14 protein-coding genes, 1 tRNA gene, 1 other RNA gene and 2 pseudogenes are annotated in these 15741 nt (G+C 33.5%); 6 read left to right on the top strand and 12 right to left on the bottom strand.

Translation table 11 applies throughout. The annotated features are described in order from the left end of the window. The first annotated feature begins 52 nt into the window (after nucleotides 1–52). Entirely contained in the window at nucleotides 53–1294 is a 1242-nt protein-coding gene (locus ONG75_RS07440) for a citrate synthase (protein WP_064086000.1), read from the top strand. Between the two features lie 44 nt (nucleotides 1295–1338). Here the strand turns inward: ONG75_RS07440 and ONG75_RS07435 are convergent, their stop codons facing one another. Both ONG75_RS07435 and ONG75_RS07930 read right to left on the bottom strand, forming a co-directional pair. Further along, on the bottom strand, nucleotides 1339–2484 hold the full coding sequence (locus tag ONG75_RS07435; protein ID WP_264376149.1) for a hypothetical protein: 1146 nt from the start codon (nucleotides 2482–2484) through the stop codon (nucleotides 1339–1341). Nucleotides 2485–2719: 235 nt separating this feature from the next. Then, nucleotides 2720–3621: pseudogene (locus ONG75_RS07930) on the bottom strand (IS5 family transposase). Nucleotides 3622–3932: 311 nt separating this feature from the next. Between ONG75_RS07930 and ONG75_RS07420 the strand changes: the two are divergent. Beyond that, nucleotides 3933–4586 (top strand): glutathione S-transferase family protein, encoded by a 654-nt coding sequence (locus ONG75_RS07420; protein WP_010403901.1) that lies wholly within the window; start codon nucleotides 3933–3935, stop codon nucleotides 4584–4586. On the opposite strand, the gene ONG75_RS07415 is transcribed toward ONG75_RS07420, so the two are convergent. Beyond that, nucleotides 4558–5235: an O-methyltransferase gene (locus tag ONG75_RS07415; RefSeq protein WP_006013497.1), complete on the bottom strand. Its 678-nt coding sequence runs from the start codon at nucleotides 5233–5235 to the stop codon at nucleotides 4558–4560. The genes ONG75_RS07420 and ONG75_RS07415 overlap by 29 nt on opposite strands. A gap of 251 nt (nucleotides 5236–5486) precedes the next feature. Here ONG75_RS07415 and ONG75_RS07410 point away from each other — a divergent pair, with 251 nt between their 5' ends. After that, the gene (locus ONG75_RS07410) at nucleotides 5487–5765 is read left to right on the top strand and encodes a DUF2671 domain-containing protein (protein WP_010403908.1); all 279 of its coding nucleotides are present in this window, start codon (nucleotides 5487–5489) and stop codon (nucleotides 5763–5765) included. A 28-nt stretch (nucleotides 5766–5793) separates the two neighbouring features. Here the strand turns inward: ONG75_RS07410 and ONG75_RS07405 are convergent, their stop codons facing one another. From ONG75_RS07405 to ssrS, 3 genes are all read right to left on the bottom strand, one after another. Then, nucleotides 5794–6525, bottom strand: coding sequence for a DsbA family protein (locus ONG75_RS07405; RefSeq protein ID WP_264376148.1), 732 nt, complete (start codon nucleotides 6523–6525; stop codon nucleotides 5794–5796). A 14-nt stretch (nucleotides 6526–6539) separates the two neighbouring features. Beyond that, nucleotides 6540–7001: a type II toxin-antitoxin system RatA family toxin gene (locus ONG75_RS07400; protein ID WP_254229976.1), complete on the bottom strand. Its 462-nt coding sequence runs from the start codon at nucleotides 6999–7001 to the stop codon at nucleotides 6540–6542. A gap of 17 nt (nucleotides 7002–7018) precedes the next feature. Next, nucleotides 7019–7180: non-coding RNA, 6S RNA (gene ssrS / locus ONG75_RS07395), on the bottom strand. A gap of 117 nt (nucleotides 7181–7297) precedes the next feature. Between ssrS and ONG75_RS07390 the strand changes: the two genes are divergently transcribed. Together ONG75_RS07390 and ONG75_RS07385 are read left to right on the top strand one after the other, a co-directional pair. Further along, nucleotides 7298–7882, top strand: a complete 585-nt coding sequence (locus tag ONG75_RS07390; protein ID WP_179945643.1) for an MlaC/ttg2D family ABC transporter substrate-binding protein — start codon at nucleotides 7298–7300, stop codon at nucleotides 7880–7882. Beyond that, on the top strand, nucleotides 7879–9177 hold the full coding sequence (locus tag ONG75_RS07385; protein ID WP_264376147.1) for a bifunctional folylpolyglutamate synthase/dihydrofolate synthase: 1299 nt from the start codon (nucleotides 7879–7881) through the stop codon (nucleotides 9175–9177). The genes ONG75_RS07390 and ONG75_RS07385 overlap by 4 nt, the downstream gene beginning before the upstream one ends. Here the strand turns inward: ONG75_RS07385 and ONG75_RS07380 are convergent. The 5 genes from ONG75_RS07380 to ONG75_RS07360 all read right to left on the bottom strand — a co-directional run bounded on the left by ONG75_RS07380 (nucleotide 9165) and on the right by ONG75_RS07360 (nucleotide 12397). Beyond that, entirely contained in the window at nucleotides 9165–10001 is an 837-nt protein-coding gene (locus tag ONG75_RS07380) for a J domain-containing protein (RefSeq protein WP_264376146.1), read from the bottom strand. The two genes, ONG75_RS07385 and ONG75_RS07380, sit on opposite strands and share 13 nt — an antisense overlap. Beyond that, a protein-coding gene (locus tag ONG75_RS07375) for an IS5 family transposase (RefSeq protein ID WP_264375461.1) occupies nucleotides 9998–10790 on the bottom strand; the annotation gives its coding sequence in 2 pieces (ribosomal slippage) (nucleotides 9998–10525 and nucleotides 10527–10790; 792 coding nt in all). Before ONG75_RS07375 ends, ONG75_RS07380 begins: the two co-directional genes overlap by 4 nt. A gap of 25 nt (nucleotides 10791–10815) precedes the next feature. After that, nucleotides 10816–10950: a hypothetical protein gene (locus ONG75_RS07370; protein ID WP_264376145.1), complete on the bottom strand. Its 135-nt coding sequence runs from the start codon at nucleotides 10948–10950 to the stop codon at nucleotides 10816–10818. Between the two features lie 820 nt (nucleotides 10951–11770). Continuing rightward, nucleotides 11771–12250 (bottom strand): DUF4231 domain-containing protein, encoded by a 480-nt coding sequence (locus tag ONG75_RS07365; RefSeq protein ID WP_264376144.1) that lies wholly within the window; start codon nucleotides 12248–12250, stop codon nucleotides 11771–11773. Nucleotides 12251–12312: 62 nt separating this feature from the next. Further along, nucleotides 12313–12397: transfer RNA gene (locus ONG75_RS07360), tRNA-Leu, on the bottom strand. Between the two features lie 62 nt (nucleotides 12398–12459). On the opposite strand from ONG75_RS07360, the gene tldD reads away from it, so the two are divergent. Further along, a complete protein-coding gene (gene tldD / locus ONG75_RS07355) occupies nucleotides 12460–13890 on the top strand; it encodes a metalloprotease TldD (protein WP_264376143.1) in 1431 nt (476 codons plus the stop codon). Between the two features lie 567 nt (nucleotides 13891–14457). Here tldD and ONG75_RS07925 read toward each other — a convergent pair. Continuing rightward, a pseudogene (locus ONG75_RS07925) lies at nucleotides 14458–15385 on the bottom strand (IS5 family transposase). Between the last annotated feature and the right edge of the window lie 356 nt (nucleotides 15386–15741).

The following is a 15741-nucleotide window of genomic DNA, read 5'->3' as shown; positions in this document are numbered from 1 at the left end:
AATATATACTCTTCAGTTTGTATATTCTGTATAAAATTAAGTAGCTTAAGTGATGGATAAAAAAGCATTATTGGAACTAAGTAATGGGTCAAAAATTGATCTACCCGTATTAAATGGAACAGTAGGTCCTGGCGTGTTAAATATCAAGGATTTATATAAGAAGACAGGATTATTCACTTACGATCCAGGGTTTGTTTCTACAGCTTCATGCTCTTCTACAATTACATTCATTGATGGAGATGAAGGAGTTCTTAAATATAGGGGACATAATATAGCTGATTTGGCAGAGAATAATAATTTTACTGCTGTGATTTATTTATTGCTCTATGGTGAATTACCCAGTTCAGAGCAACACAAAAAATTTCTTCTCAAAATACAAGAATCATCCAAAGTATCAGAGCAAGTTACAAATGTAATCAAAGCATTTCCAAAAACTGCTCACCCTATGTCGATTTTAGTTGCATGTTTTGCAAATTTGTCAGCGTCTTACCATGAAATGCATGGCAACAATGTCAATGGTGAAGATTTAGATTTTGGAATTTCTGCAATAGCAAAAGTTCCTGCAATTGTTGCAATGATTTATAGACATATCAACAATCAGGAATTCATAAATGCTAATAATAAATTAAGTTATAGTGAGAATTTCTTAAATATGATATTTGGCAGTGCTGTTAATAATACCCTTTTTGTAAAAGCTCTGGATAAAATATTTACTCTTCATGCTGATCATGAACAGAATGCTTCTACAGCAGCTGTCAGATTGGTAGGGTCAGCTGGTTCTAATCTATTTGCAAGCCTGTCTGCAGGAGTTGCTACACTTTGGGGTCCAGCACACGGTGGAGCTAATGAGGCAGTTATAAATATGCTAAAAGAGATAGAGCAAAGTGGAGATGTAGATAGATTCATTGAGAAAGCTAAAGATGATAAAGATCCATTTAAGCTAATGGGATTTGGACATCGTGTTTATAAAAACTATGATCCGCGCGCGCTTATATTAAAGGATGCTTGTCATGAGATTTTAAGCAAACTAGAGCAAAACAATAAATTACTTGAAATTGCAAAAAAACTTGAAGAAATAGCTTTAAAGGATGAGTATTTTATTACACGTAAGTTGTATCCAAATGTTGATTTTTACTCAGGTATAATAATGAATGCTATCGGTATCCCTTCAAGTATGTTTACACCCATTTTTGCACTTGCAAGAACCACTGGTTGGGTTGCCCAGTGGTATGAAATGGTAAACGATAAAGAAACCAAGATTTGTAGGCCAAGGCAGCTATACCTTGGCAAATAAACTTTCATTCACAATTCGTCCTCAAATAGTCTAATTTTCTTTAGCTATAAAATACAGCAAATTGATTTTTTACTAGTTGATGTCTGCTTTTTTGCAGAACATTGGTCAGGCTGTGATATAGAAGGTTGGTTAAATGTTGTTTTGGGCTTATTAAAAGAAGATCGTGCTGAAGAAGGGCCAAAGCCACTATCTTTAGCCGAAGCATCATCCCCACCTTTACCTTCACCATAGTAGTCGGGCCTAAGGAATTTGCTCGAGTTTCCATTATGTGATTTACCTATAACTGAATTCTTAGGTGAATCACCAAAACCACTATCTGCACTTGTATCTGCACTTGGTCCATCCGTCCCTACTTTTTCTTCAGAAGGGGCAAGAGTTTGTGGTTTCATAGCTGGCACACGCGCAGGATCAATGGACAGTTTATAATCCTCATTGATTACAGAGCTCTCTATGATCTTATCCATCACGCAGTAAGCAATGTCTCGGTTAAAAAAGTCTATTGCATATATTCGTCCGTCACCATATGTTGGCAGACCTCTTTCTGCAATATCATCTTTTACATCACGCAATACTTTTGTACCACCAAACACCTTATTATTAATATGATCAACTTCTTTTTCATTTAAAAACTCTATGTAATTATCATAATCAATAACAGGAGCCAAAATTGAATACTCATCTTCACTTTCTTTATGGGAAGTATGCCACATAGAATCAATTGGTAGGTGCGGTAGTGCCTTACAAATTAAATCAACAATTGCGAACTTCAGAGTTTTATTCATTTCATCCTCGGTATTTGGATTATCATCCTCGGTATTTGGAGTATCAAAACAACGGCATGTCAGAGATACTATATGCTTTACTATGTCTTTAACAAGCTTAGGATTATCAAAAATGCTTTTCTTTAGATATACATAATTTCCTTTCTCTTCTAAAAAATCCTTAGTTTTTTTAGGACCATTTTCATAACCTGTTATCCTCGATGAGAGCAAATCTACAAAAGAACGTTGCAAATTTCTATCAACACACTCCGCACCATATAGATAAGATCCCTTATCAAAGACTTCATCAATTATATTATAATCTACATACTTTTCTATCTCCTTCTCTATATCATTTGGTAGCTCCTCAAAACCTAGTTCCGATTTTTTGTCTTCTTTTTTTTTGCTCTTTAATAAGATCTGTTGCAAATCGCGCTATTTCATTGGCTAGTAAAAACTTTAGATTAGAAACCACCTCTTTCCTCATTGGCACCAAAAATTTATTACCTTCAGGCAATTTCTTTTGGTAAGAGTTAAAAGGAAAAAACTCTGTATAAAAACAATCATCACTAATAGTGTCATCAGAATGCCTTTTTTTCCTGTCATCCCAGTCTGGGATGGCTTTGTTGCATCACACTTTATGAGATGGTGATTTATGGTAAATTCATGTAACTATCTCAAATTTATCCACACCAATATCAGTGAATTTATTAAGCAAATAGCATTTAGTTCTTTTTCTCGATTTATCTCAGATTTATTCCTAAAACTAAATCCGAATATTTGCTTTAATCTTGAGAAAAACCCTTCAATATAAGATCTTTTCCCATAATTTACTTCTTTTTCCATTCTTTCATGCCATCTTCACCGTATAATTTTATTAACCTAATAGCAGCATTCCTGTCAGACATATAATCTATTTCTGGATGTTCTGCCGCATTGTTTATTGGTGGAATTTTTGTCTTTATATCATATTCGTTACACAACTTATAAAACTTGTGCCTATCACATGCTCTATCTGCATATAGTGCTTTTATGGCATGCTGAAAATCAACTTCTTTTAGCAAATCACAAGTGATCAGAGTAGACACCGTTACTGTATTTTACAGCTATGGCTTTTTTGTTGTTTATATTCAACATTACGTGCAATTTTCTCGTTTGCTCATAGCCACTCTGTCAGTGCTATTTTCCTTGCTGTGTGTCGTTGTATATACTAATTCCTGTACTGTCTATAGCAATTTCGATATCTTCTATATTATTTTCTGCAATCATTTATCTTAATATTAAGTTTTTTTTGATGCTTGTGAATAGCTGCAAATCTCTTCCTATTTGTTGCAAATACCCTTTTATAAACCCGACTGTTTGTCTTAAACCAATTCTAAAGAAACTGACGATTATATGCACTAAAATCACAACTTTATCACTATAAATATAGTTGCCGCCCTGCATTTTTGGACAATTCTCGTACCAATTTTCTATGGCGTCATTGATATAACAAAAAATGCTTCCTCTTTCTTGGAGAAATTTGTTATATTCATGGCAGTTACTGACTCTCATTTTTTGTGGCATATTTTTTCTTCAACAGTTAAATGGCTATTTATAATGAATTTTGTCAGTAACTGCCAGTTCTTTTCACTTGAGCGATGCAACAAAGCCATCCCAGTGTCACGCACTGAAATGACACCCTTCCGGTGGGTATTGCTCTCAGACTACAATGTTCGTACAGTTGTACTGGGATTCAAGTATAAAAATATTTGGAAATTATACAATGGACAATGGATTCTAGGAGTATATGTTAAACATAATGAAATAAGCTGGATTCCAATGTCACGTACTGGAATGACAACATATAGGTATTGGAATAACAAAAGAGGAATATTATGATTTTATATCATTTTCCTCTTTGTCCGTTTTCACGAAAAGTTAGAGCTCTTCTCAAGGAAAAAAAGCTGAGTTGTGATTTGGTATATGAAAATCCATGGGAAAAGCGGAATGAATTCATGGAGATCAATCCAATCGGACAAGTACCAGTATTAATAGATAATAACTTTGTAATAGCGGATAGTAATGCCATTTGTGAATATATAGAAGAGACTTACAATAGCGACGTCAAATTACTTGGTTCATCCACTATTATTAAGTCTAAAATACGCGCTTTAATCAATTGGTTCGATAGCAAATTTTACAATGAAGTTACTAAGTATATTATGAATGAAAAAGTAATTACTAACCGCAGCCCTGACTCTAGATTTCTTCATGCAGCTCAGAATAACCTGCCTTGCCATATGGAATACATCGAACACTTAATTAACAAGAACGTTTGGCTTGCAACCGATAAGTTCACTTTAGCCGATATTACTTTAGCATCACATATTTCTATAATAGACTACGTAAATAGTTTCCCATGGGAAAAAAGTAAGATTTTAAAAGAATGGTACTCCATTGTTAAATCAAGGCCTTGTTTTCGCGAAATATTATTAGAGAGAGTTTTTGGCTTAACTCCCCCTAGACATTACGCTGACCTTGATTTTTAACTTGCGTGAGTTTTAAAGCTACAGTCATTCCTTCGTCAGTAGGAATCAATATGGAGAAATATTTTTTTTCATCTGACAATCTATCGTTAAACTCTCTCATAGCATGCCATGACTTTTCTGATACTTCTTTTGGAGGAGATTCTAAAAATACTGTATCAAATAATAGAGTGTTATCTGCAACGATTAGCCCATCTTGTTTAATGTATGACTCTGCCCAATCTAAATACTTAGGATAACTACTTTTGTCAGCATCGATGAATATCATGTCAAATGGTGCCTTTGCTGATAATTCATTAATTTTTTCCAGTGCATCACCTTCTATTAGAGTAATTTTATCACTTAGATTAAAAGCACTAAAATTTTTTTTTGCTATTCTTGAGTGTTGAGGATTATTTTCTATTGTATATATATGACCATCTTTCGGTAAAGCTTTTACCATACAAATTGACGAATAACCATATAACGTGCCAATTTCAACTATGCTTTTAACTTTATGGATTTTGATAAATAAATTTAATAATTTTCCTTCTTCAGGAGTGATTTGAATACGTTGTTTCTTATCAAGAGTACAATGTTCTTCTATTTTTTTATACTCTTTTGCAAATAAGCTTCTTATGTACAACGATTTTCTGCTAAAGTTATGACGCATTAAGTTTTATAATATAAACTAAGGAGGTTTAATCTATATAAGATTTATAAATATAACAATAGAGTTAAGAATAATAAAATTTTTTTATTTTAAGTTGTTATTTTATAAAGTAAAATTTTAAGTGACAAAGATTATTATATATTTTACTATGGTTAACTAGTATAATAACCAATTGTTATACTAGAATTAAGGGATCGTTTATTTACATCTCTCTTAAAATGTAATTTTTATAATCAATTAGAGGGGGTTATATGTCTTATAACATTGCTAACGAAGTTGAAACGTTAAGCAAGAAATCTAATAATAATGAAGGAGTGAAATTACTGCACAATCCAGCTTATCGCGAGAAGTACAAAGAACGCTTTAACGAAGCTCAGAAAAAAGTTATGGATATGGTCCAATTTTATGATGGAACGATAGTATTAATAGAGAATAAAATTGCTATGTATTATTATGCTTGGCACAGTAAAAAAAGAGAGTTTGAGCGTAAAAAGCAACAAACAGTATCAAAAAATACTGATTCAGCATAGGGTTTTTATATGGTAAGCTAAAGTGTTATTACTTCACTATAGCTTTTCCATATAACTCATCTATTACATTAGTGAAATATTCCAGCTCTCTATATCCTTCATGTTTAATTTTATTATTCTCTACATATGATTTATTATTGTTAAGCTTGACGATAAATACTGGAGTAGCTGTGATATCAAGTTTATTAATTGCAAGTGATTTATCATTTATAATTTTGTCCATCATCTTTTTATCATTAATGCATTGGTTAAATACATCTTGCTTCAAATTGCTTAGTGCAGCAATTTTTTGTAGTATAGTTAAATCACTAAAATTAGAGTAGTTCCACGAGTCTATTGCATTAAACACAGCTTTGTTAAAATTAAAATAGTCTTCTTCTTTTTCATAGCAATAACTTAGCATTGCAGCTTTTAATCCTCTGTAATCTAGAGGAAAATGACGGAATATGTATAACATCTTACCTGTATCTATGTACTTCTCTTTGATTTTAGGAAAAACTTTCTTATGAAAAAGAGAACAGTGATAACAAGTGAGCGAAGCATATTCTATCATTAAAATTGGTGCTTTTGGATCACCTAATAATTTATCATCAGGCAGTAGTGACAGTAGTTCTTTTGATGTTATTTCATCAGTTTTTTGAGTGTTGGGTAAGTTTTGTTCAATAGCTGCATAAGAACTAACACTTATAAAAATAAGTAAGAACAATAATCTAAAAATCATTACAATGGAAACACTTAACTTATTAAAGAATTTATGCATTTATATAAATAATGTCAAGATAACTTTTTCTCGGCAACACTTTCTACTCTGTCTTTAAATGCAGCAATTATTTTACTTTGTGTGTATTTATAAACTGAGTTTAATAAGGTGGAAAACAAATTGGATTTAAATTCAAACTTTATATAGAACTCTACCATAGTTTTACTTTCATCTATAGGAGTGAATTTCCATTCGTTGTATAAATGTTTAAATATTCCATTTGACGACACAGCTTTTATCCAACTTTTATTTGCTCCATTTGGAGAAAGAAAGGTCACTTCTGATGTGTAACTTCCTTTAATGCCATGAAAAGCTGCAAGGAGGTCCACAATCATTTGGCTATCAGTTTTTTCTTTTATATAAACAGCTTTGCACCAAGGAACAAAATCAGGATACTTCTCAACGTCAATTACAACTTGAAATATCTCATGAGATGAACAGAAAAAAACACCTTGTTCTTTATATTGGTGTAACATAAACCTAAATAATGGAAAAGGGATCCATATCTACCGTCAGTCTTAGTAGATTCCTGAGACCTAAAGTTAAGGTGGGCATCACGTACTAATTTCAATGAAATTAACAGAGGCAATTCCCTTGATCAGAAATTATCGCTCGGGAAATTTAACTTAACTCATAACGCATAGCACAGACCCCTAAATTAATTATAGATTATTTATATAGAGTATGTCTATAGATATATTAAAACTAGCGATCATTATTTTGCCTTTGTTAAATTTTGCATTTTAAGTATCATAGCTAATAAATATATCTTATGAATCTTATTAAGTTCTTAACCATTTTTATTGTAATCTCCTCAAGTGCTTACGCGAATTGTATAGGGCACAAAACTTTTGTGCTTGCCATGAAGCAGCAAGTAGACAACACGTCTATGAAAGGGAATAGAAAAAATCTAGAACATGTACAAGAAGAACTTCTGAAAATTATTCAGAATAATGTTGACCTCAAAGGAATATCTCGATTTGTCATAGGGAAATATTGGAATTTATCTACTCAGAAAGAAAAAGAAGAGTTTCTAAAAGAATATGAAGTATATCTCGCGCGCTTGTGCGCTAAAATTTTGTATAAATACATAAATAATAGTGAAATGATCATAATGAGTACAAAAGCAGTTGACGATGAAACTTGTCTGATAGGAACAAGATTTTCTTATGGTGATGAGGAATTTACAAACATTGACTTTAAAGTGACTAAAAATGACAATTCTTTCTTAATAAACGATGTTGTAATGAGTGGGATAAGTATTGCTATTAATCAACGTTCTCAATTTAGTGAAAAAATCGACACGCACGGCATGGCAAGTGTAATAGATGAATTAAAATGTAACAATAATCTATGATATACATGCCTCATTGGCCTAAGCCGCTTGGCAGTAGACCAAAGGATTTTTCTCTTGATCGCATAAAAAGCTCTCTCAATAGATTAGGCAATCCTGAGAAAAAAATACCGCCAATAATTCACATAGCTGGCACTAATGGCAAAGGATCGACACTATCATTTCTAAGATATATAATGCAAGCAGCAGGGTATAAAGTTCATACCTACACTTCTCCACATTTAGTGAATTTTAATGAAAGAATAGTTATTGCAGGCAATGATATCGATGATAGTGAATTACATAACTCACTAGAAGAATGCCGTATAGCAGTCGCAGAACAACCCATCACTCTATTTGAAGCCGCAACGACTGCAGCCTTCTTAGCTTTTTCTCGTCATAAAGCTGATATTACTTTAGTTGAAGTGGGTCTGGGTGGAAGGCTTGATGCAACAAATGTTATAGATAATCCAATTCTAACGATCATCACTTCAATTTCCCTTGACCATACAGAATATCTTGGTCCTACCGTAGAAACCATAGCAGGTGAAAAGGCTGGAATAATGAAACCTAATGTTCCTTGCGTAATAGCACCACAAGAAAAATCTATAATGAACACGCTAGAGCATCATGCAATAAATAAGAAATCTCCTCTGTATAGAGGAGGACTTGAATGGAATTGCGAAAAACAGAATAACAGAATGGTCTTTCAATCGGCTATTCAATCAATAGAATTTTCTTTGCCATCTTTAAAGGGTGAACACCAAATAATCAATGCAGGAAACGCCATTGCAGCATGTAGCATTTTGAGTGGAAAATATGGATTTGATATTGGAGAAGAGGACATTGCTTCAGGTTTACAGAGCACTTATTGGCCTGCGCGGCTAGAGTCTATAAAAGAAGGTAATTTAATTTCTTTATTACCAAAAGATTGGCAATTATTTCTAGATGGTGCACACAACAATGATGGTGCCAGAGTGTTAGCTAGGTGGGTAAAAGACAATTTTGCTGAAGGTGTTTATATGATCTTTGGTGTCACTCGTAACAGAAACGTCGCAGAGTTCTTAGAGCACTTAAAGCCATACATCAAACTACTATGCGCCGTTTGTGTTAAATCTGAACCTAAAGCAACAAGTACAGATTTAATCAGAGAAGGAGCTAATAATATAGGAGTAAATGCTATTGAATGTGAATCAATCGGTGATGCAATATCAAATCACATACTAAAAGCCTCTATTCAAAACGTCAAAACCATACTAATTTGTGGCTCGTTATTTTTAGCCAGAGATTTGAGTATGGAGAATAATCAACCTACTTGATGAGCCGAGACGTTAAAAGCACCATCAGGATTTACAATGCTGCTTGGCTTTTCGGTTGATGCTCCTATAGGTACATTTTGTTCATCACCTATTCCTTCAGTTTTTACAAGATTTACAACTTTTCTCTCGTAGATTTCACTTGCTAAGTGTAGTAATAAACTACAACCTAGTACTGTAGCAAATCCAATGAGTATTTTACTGTCTACGCAACTAGATTGATACTGTAACACCAAACCTGCTATTAATAAAATAGGAGGGAGATAACTCGAACATTGGGAAGTAAAAATGAAATATTTAAATCTTTTACTTTTTAATATTTCTTCCCATCTCTCTTCTTGATCTAAATTTTCACCTTGTTCCCGTTGAGAATTTTGCAAATCTACAATTTCTTTCATTAAAGGTGATATCAAATAAATAGATAAGAAAAAAGTTGTAACAAATGTTATTAGGCTCGCACTAAACAAAATGCCAGGTGTATCAGTAAAATTAGCAGCCTTATATAGCTTACACCCCAAGTAAATATACGACACTAATGACGAGACGGACAGTAGGAATCTTACCAAACTAAAAACAAAATGATACTTTGTACGCTTATCATTCTGACCTTGCTGAATTGACTGTAAACACCTTTTCCATTCCTCAGGAATGATTAATCCCTGATTCTTTCCACTTAGTGGTTTAATATATTGCAAAAGTGCTGCTTTATTTCTGTTGAGGGCCTGTATTTTTTCATCGCTACCTCCTGGTTTATCTGGGTGACACTTTATTGATAACCTTCTATAATTTTTTGCTATTATATTAGATATTTCTAAGAGCCTGTTCATAATCTTTTGAGGAGTAAAGCAGTAAAGGCTAGAACAACCATTTGCAGGCTAGTATTGAGTTTCCGCTCGCAATTTTTCCACAATCGCCTACATTTTTCCAACCAAGCAAAAGATCTCTCAACAACCCATCTTTTCGGCAATACAGCAAAGATGTGTAATTCGCTGCGCTTTATCACTTCAACAGTTGCTCCAATAATATCTTTTATTTGAGTTGCAAATTTTTCTCCCGTATAACCCGCATCAACTAGTATATTTTGGACTTCAGAGAGGTTTTCTCTTGCATTTTTGATCATTTTTACAGCACTGCTACGGTCAGTTATTTCTGCTGTTGTGATATAAATTGCGTGTGGTAGACCTTGAGTATCAACTGCAATATGGCGTTTTATTCCTGAAATCTTTTTACCAGCATCATAGCCTTTTTCTTCAGCAGTATCTGCATTTTTTACGCTTTGTGCATCAATTATGCAGAAGCTGGTTTTTTCTTTCCGACCATTGTTTTGTCGAACTACGCCAACTATTTTTTTTTAATACCAGCTCCAGAACACTTTCTTTATTTGCATCTGCTTTTTCACTCCACTTCTTAAAATAGTCGTAACAATTCCGCCATTTTGGAAACTCTTTTGGTAACATTCTCCACTGGCATCCACTTTTTAGGACGTATAATACTCCACAAAATACATCATATAAATCAAGTGTTCTCGGCTTTGTTCTCTTCCTGCAAGACTCCAGATCTGCTACAATAATCTCAAACTTTTCTCGACTTATATCACTTGGATATAAATTTCGCATATCCTACTTTATATACTTTATCCTCTCATTCTATCCCTTTTTTGAGATCACGTACAGGTTCTAAGAAGTTACGACCTTCTACTTCTTGCACTTGAATGCCTATCTCTTTAAATAAACTTTCATTATAATCATATTCTCTTTCTCTTAGCTTATAGCCCATGTCTCCACCTCATAAATTAACTAACTATTAATACTTTATAATATATAAATTTCCAAATCATTTCATTCATGCTTATTGTATGAATTATTTCTTTCACGACTACCATGACAAGTGTATGAAAGTTATCATTTAGTGCATAATAGTGCTTCAATGTTTAGGGTTACAGTTTTCATTGGTCATTTGAGTTACTCAAATCCAATTCATGCCAGTTCTATCTATCTTGTCATTTAAGTAGCCCTTTTTGTGTAATCCCAGTACCCTCTCTTTGATGTCATCCAAGTAGCCTACACTGGCTTTCCGTAATCTCAAAAAACGTTGTGTTTTAGCATAATTTTGTGCTCAATATGCTTGTTTATAGTAAAAATTTCTGGATTTCAGCATCAAATGCTGGAATATGGGTATCATTCAAGTAGCCCTTTGTTGTCATCCCAGTGCTCCGACACTGGGATCCAGGAACCAGCGTCACGTGCTGGCTCTCTAAAATTACTTTAGCTACAAATATTAAGAAATTTACTAAATAAAAAAAAGACAAAAAACCCCCGTATAGCGAGTTTTAATAATGTAAATTGATAATGTGCTAACGCTTAAAATAAGCGCGATTTGGATGAATGTAGAAAAAATTTAAAAGACATACAGCCGCTATAATTTTTATGTAATTTGCCAATAAATATCTGAGTTTTTTACTGAATTTTGTTGTTAAATCTGCAGAGATTAAAAACAAGGATAAATACTCTTACTTTCATAGTAAGGGGGATGGCGTAATTTGTCAAGTTAAATAAGCTAATTTATTAACATGTGATAATTAGACAGCTATCGTGGATTAAATGTTCAAATGACTACTAGATTTTAGATTATTACTTTCATCTATTTGCGGCTGACTAATCATAGTACAAACGAAATTGGTTGCCATAAAGGTACAGCCTAGAATAAAAAAAGCAGTAGAAATGAAAGGAATAATAGGAGATTCGAGAGGCAATATATATATTATTCCTCCTATTAAAAATGAAACGCTAGATGCAATATCAAGACAGATCTTCATTAATTTCTCTTGCCGAGGAACAAGTTGCTTATTAAGGTCACGCTGCCTGAAATGATCAGTTAATGACCATACATTTAAGACAAGAGAAAGTGCACTTAGTATAGTGCTGGCAATAGTAAAATACAAGCTTAAGGCAGAAATATTCAAAGCTAATGCTGCTATGTACCCACTCAAAGAAGCAATAGATAATGCAGTAACTAAGCGTTTTGAATAAGTTCTTATTTTCTTTCTGTAAACAAGCCTCTCTTTGTCGCAACTCATAAACTTAAGTATAGTAAATATGTTATATTATAGCATTAATTAACTCAAAAATCAATATAGAGTGCCCGAGAGAAGACTTGAACTTCCACAACTTAAAAAGTTACTAGCACCTGAAGCTAGCGCGTCTACCAATTCCGCCACCCGGGCTTTTTGTGATTTACTATGTTAAAATTAAATAATATACTTAAACAATTTTTAGCTCAAAGGTAATGCCAAATCTAGATCAAATATTTTTTGCTCAAAACAATGTTAATATTAATAATGTATATAAAATAGTCAACAACGCTTTGAGCGATAGTGATGGTGGTGAATTATTTTTAGAATTTTGCCAGTCAGAGTCCCTGGTTTTTGATGATAACATATTGAAACACATGGATTTGAATATCAGAAGGGGATTTGGGTTAAGGTCCTTTTGTGAGGATAGTACGTCTTTTGTTTGCTCTTCTGAAATTAGCGAAAAGGAAATTAGTAACGCTGCTTCTATAGTGAAAAGTTCAGTATCTTTAAACAAAACAAATTCAATAAACTTAAATGAGGGAACAAGAGAGCTGTATTCAAAGATTAACCCCATAAATGAAATGGATCTGAACTCAAAGATTAAACTACTCAATGAGGTTAATGAGTATGTAAGGTCCAAGAATAACTACGTGAAGCAAGTAAAAATAACTCTAAGTGGAGAATGGCAAGTTGTACAAATAATAAAGGGTGATCACAGGTTAAGCGATATTAGGCCTTTGGTACGTTTTAATGTATTAGTCATCCTAGAGAAAAATGGCCGAGCTGAGAAAGGCTCTTCAGGGCACGGTGGAAGAGACTCTTATAGTAAGTTTGTTTCTGAGAAGAAGTGGAAAGAAGTTGCAAATCAAGCGTTAGAGCAAGCGCTGGTAAATCTTGAGGCAATTCCAGCTCCGGCTGGAGAGATGACAGTTGTTTTAGGTTCAGGTTGGCCAGGAATATTATTGCATGAAGCTGTAGGTCATGGACTTGAAGGTGATTTTAACCGTAAAGGAATCTCGGCATTTTCAAATTCTATGGGTAAACAAGTGGCAGCCAGTAACATTACTGTAATTGATGATGGAACTCTACCTAATTTGCGTGGTTCTATTAGCATAGACGATGAAGGTACTTTACCTGGCTATAATGTGCTTATAGAAGATGGAATTCTAAAAGGATATATGCAAGATCATATGAACGCTAAACTCATGGGTGTAAGCCCAACTGGTAATGGTAGAAGAGAAAGTTACAAAGAAGTTACCATGCCACGCATGACAAACACCTATATGTTGCCAGGAAAATATACACCAGAAGAAATAATATCCAGCGTAAAGAGAGGCCTATATGCAGTAAATTTTGGTGGTGGACAAGTTGATATAACATCAGGAAAATTTGTTTTCTCATCTTCGGAAGCTTACCTAATAAAAAATGGTAAAATTACACAACCAGTCAAAGGAGCAACGCTAATTGGTGATGGGCCAACAGTGCTAAAAAAAGTATCAATGATTGGTAATGATCTAAAGTTAGATCCTGGTGTTGGTACGTGCTCAAAAGACGGACAAAATGTGCCTGTTGGAGTTGGTCAGCCAACACTCAAGGTCGATGCAATAACTGTTGGTGGAACTGAATATGTAGATAAGGGCTAAGCGAACTCAGCTCATGCTGTACAATTATATTGTAACCATTATTCAAGTAGCTCATATAGATGCAAAAACTACTTAACAAATCTCTCTGCCTTCCTTGCTATAACGTGTATAACAATCTCACAAAAAATAATATCATAGAATTCAATAGGTGATCTTTAAAAAATCCTTAAGGAAAGTAAAATACTGTTTAAATAGGCCGATATAGATGGTTTTACGATATAATAAAATTATTATAAACAAGAACTTATAAACTCTAGCAAATGAATTTGTGAGTTTAGTGGTGTTAGGAATACCTGGCTCTTTTATGTGGATTGACATTCTCAATAACCTGCTCTAGAGATAGATTATATAATTTTGACAAGGTTCTTGGCATGTGATATTTTTCTCGAATATAGGTAATGGTATAAATGACTTTATATCTATATCCAGCTCTAGGGGAAGATCTTCAATGTTTACGTCCATCCCTGATAAAGGATATTCTATGTCCATGTGCAGCTTTGGGGGATAGTTCTACTTTGAAGATTTCTTTCACTTTTACTATTGCGACTCCCGATTGGCTTTGTTGCATCACACTTTATGAGATGGTGATTTATGGTAAATTCGTGTAACTATCTCAAATTTAGCCACACCAATATCAGTGAATTTATTAAGCAAATAGCATTTAGTTCTTTTTCTCGATTTATCTCAGATTTATTCCTAAACAAATATTTGCTTTAATCTTGAGAAAAACCCTTCAATATAAGATCTTTTTCCATAAATTGCTTCCTTTTTCCACTCTTTTACACCATCTTGTCCATATAATTTTATTAACCTAATAGCAGCATTCCTGTCAGACATATAATCTATTTCTGGATGTTCTGCCGCATTGTTTATTGGTGGAATTTTTGTCTTTATATCATATTCGTTACACAACTTATAAAACTTGTGCCTATCACATGCTCTATCTGCATATAGTGCTTTTATGGCATGCTGAAAATCAACTTCTTTTAGCAAATCACAAGTGATCAGAGTAGACACCGTTACTGTATTTTACAGCTATGGCTTTTTTGTTGTTTATATTCAACATTACGTGCAATTTTCTCGTTTGCTCATAGCCACTCTGTCAGTGCTATTTTCCTTGCTGTGTGTCGTTGTATATACTAATTCCTGTACTGTCTATAGCAATTTCGATATCTTCTATATTATTTTCTGCAATCATTTATCTTAATATTAAGTTTTTTTTGATGCTTGTGAATAGCTGCAAATCTCTTCCTATTTGTTGCAAATACCCTTTTATAAACCCGACTGTTTGTCTTAAACCAATTCTAAAGAAACTGACGATTATATGCACTAAAATCACAACTTTATCACTATAAATATAGTTGCCGCCCTGCATTTTTGGACAATTCTCGTACCAATTTTCTATGGCGTCATTGATATAACAAAAAATGCTTCCTCTTTCTTGGAGAAATTTGTTATATTCATGGCAGTTACTGACTCTCATTTTTTGTGGCATATTTTTTCTTCAACAGTTAAATGGCTATTTATAATGAATTTTGTCAGTAACTGCCAGTTCTTTTCACTTGAGCGATGCAACAAAGCCATCCTATGGTCAAGCCATAGGATGACAGGAGAAGGAAACACTGGGATGAAAGCAAATGAAACCACTGGAACGTTTATTTTTGAAAGTAAGTTGCATAGTAGATGATGTCATTCCAGTACTTGATACTGGAATCCAGGAATTTTGATTCTAAATTAGGTATTGGTATGGCTAAATTTGAAATCATTACATAAATTTGTCGTAAACCATCACTGCTTAAGGTGCTATGCAACAAAGCCATCCCAGTGTCGAAGCACTGGGATGACAGGATA

The sequence above is a fragment of the Wolbachia endosymbiont (group B) of Sphaerophoria taeniata genome (assembly GCF_947179355.1).
GTDB lineage: Bacteria > Pseudomonadota > Alphaproteobacteria > Rickettsiales > Anaplasmataceae > Wolbachia.
This window is presented reverse-complemented; position numbering and strand designations above follow the sequence as displayed.

What these genes read in the sequence shown, in the direction of transcription:
- ONG75_RS07440 (WP_064086000.1), top strand. Translation starts at nt 53, where the DNA reads ATGGATAAAAAAGCATTATTGGAACTAAGTAATGGGTCAAAAATTGAT.
- ONG75_RS07420 (WP_010403901.1), top strand. Translation starts at nt 3,933, where the DNA reads ATGATTTTATATCATTTTCCTCTTTGTCCGTTTTCACGAAAAGTTAGA.
- ONG75_RS07415 (WP_006013497.1), bottom strand. Translation starts at nt 5,235, where the DNA reads ATGCGTCATAACTTTAGCAGAAAATCGTTGTACATAAGAAGCTTATTT.
- ONG75_RS07410 (WP_010403908.1), top strand. Translation starts at nt 5,487, where the DNA reads ATGTCTTATAACATTGCTAACGAAGTTGAAACGTTAAGCAAGAAATCT.
- ONG75_RS07405 (WP_264376148.1), bottom strand. Translation starts at nt 6,525, where the DNA reads ATGCATAAATTCTTTAATAAGTTAAGTGTTTCCATTGTAATGATTTTT.
- ONG75_RS07400 (WP_254229976.1), bottom strand. Translation starts at nt 7,001, where the DNA reads ATGTTACACCAATATAAAGAACAAGGTGTTTTTTTCTGTTCATCTCAT.
- ONG75_RS07390 (WP_179945643.1), top strand. Translation starts at nt 7,298, where the DNA reads ATGAATCTTATTAAGTTCTTAACCATTTTTATTGTAATCTCCTCAAGT.
- ONG75_RS07385 (WP_264376147.1), top strand. Translation starts at nt 7,879, where the DNA reads ATGATATACATGCCTCATTGGCCTAAGCCGCTTGGCAGTAGACCAAAG.
- ONG75_RS07380 (WP_264376146.1), bottom strand. Translation starts at nt 10,001, where the DNA reads ATGAACAGGCTCTTAGAAATATCTAATATAATAGCAAAAAATTATAGA.
- ONG75_RS07370 (WP_264376145.1), bottom strand. Translation starts at nt 10,950, where the DNA reads ATGGGCTATAAGCTAAGAGAAAGAGAATATGATTATAATGAAAGTTTA.
- ONG75_RS07365 (WP_264376144.1), bottom strand. Translation starts at nt 12,250, where the DNA reads ATGAGTTGCGACAAAGAGAGGCTTGTTTACAGAAAGAAAATAAGAACT.
- tldD (WP_264376143.1), top strand. Translation starts at nt 12,460, where the DNA reads ATGCCAAATCTAGATCAAATATTTTTTGCTCAAAACAATGTTAATATT.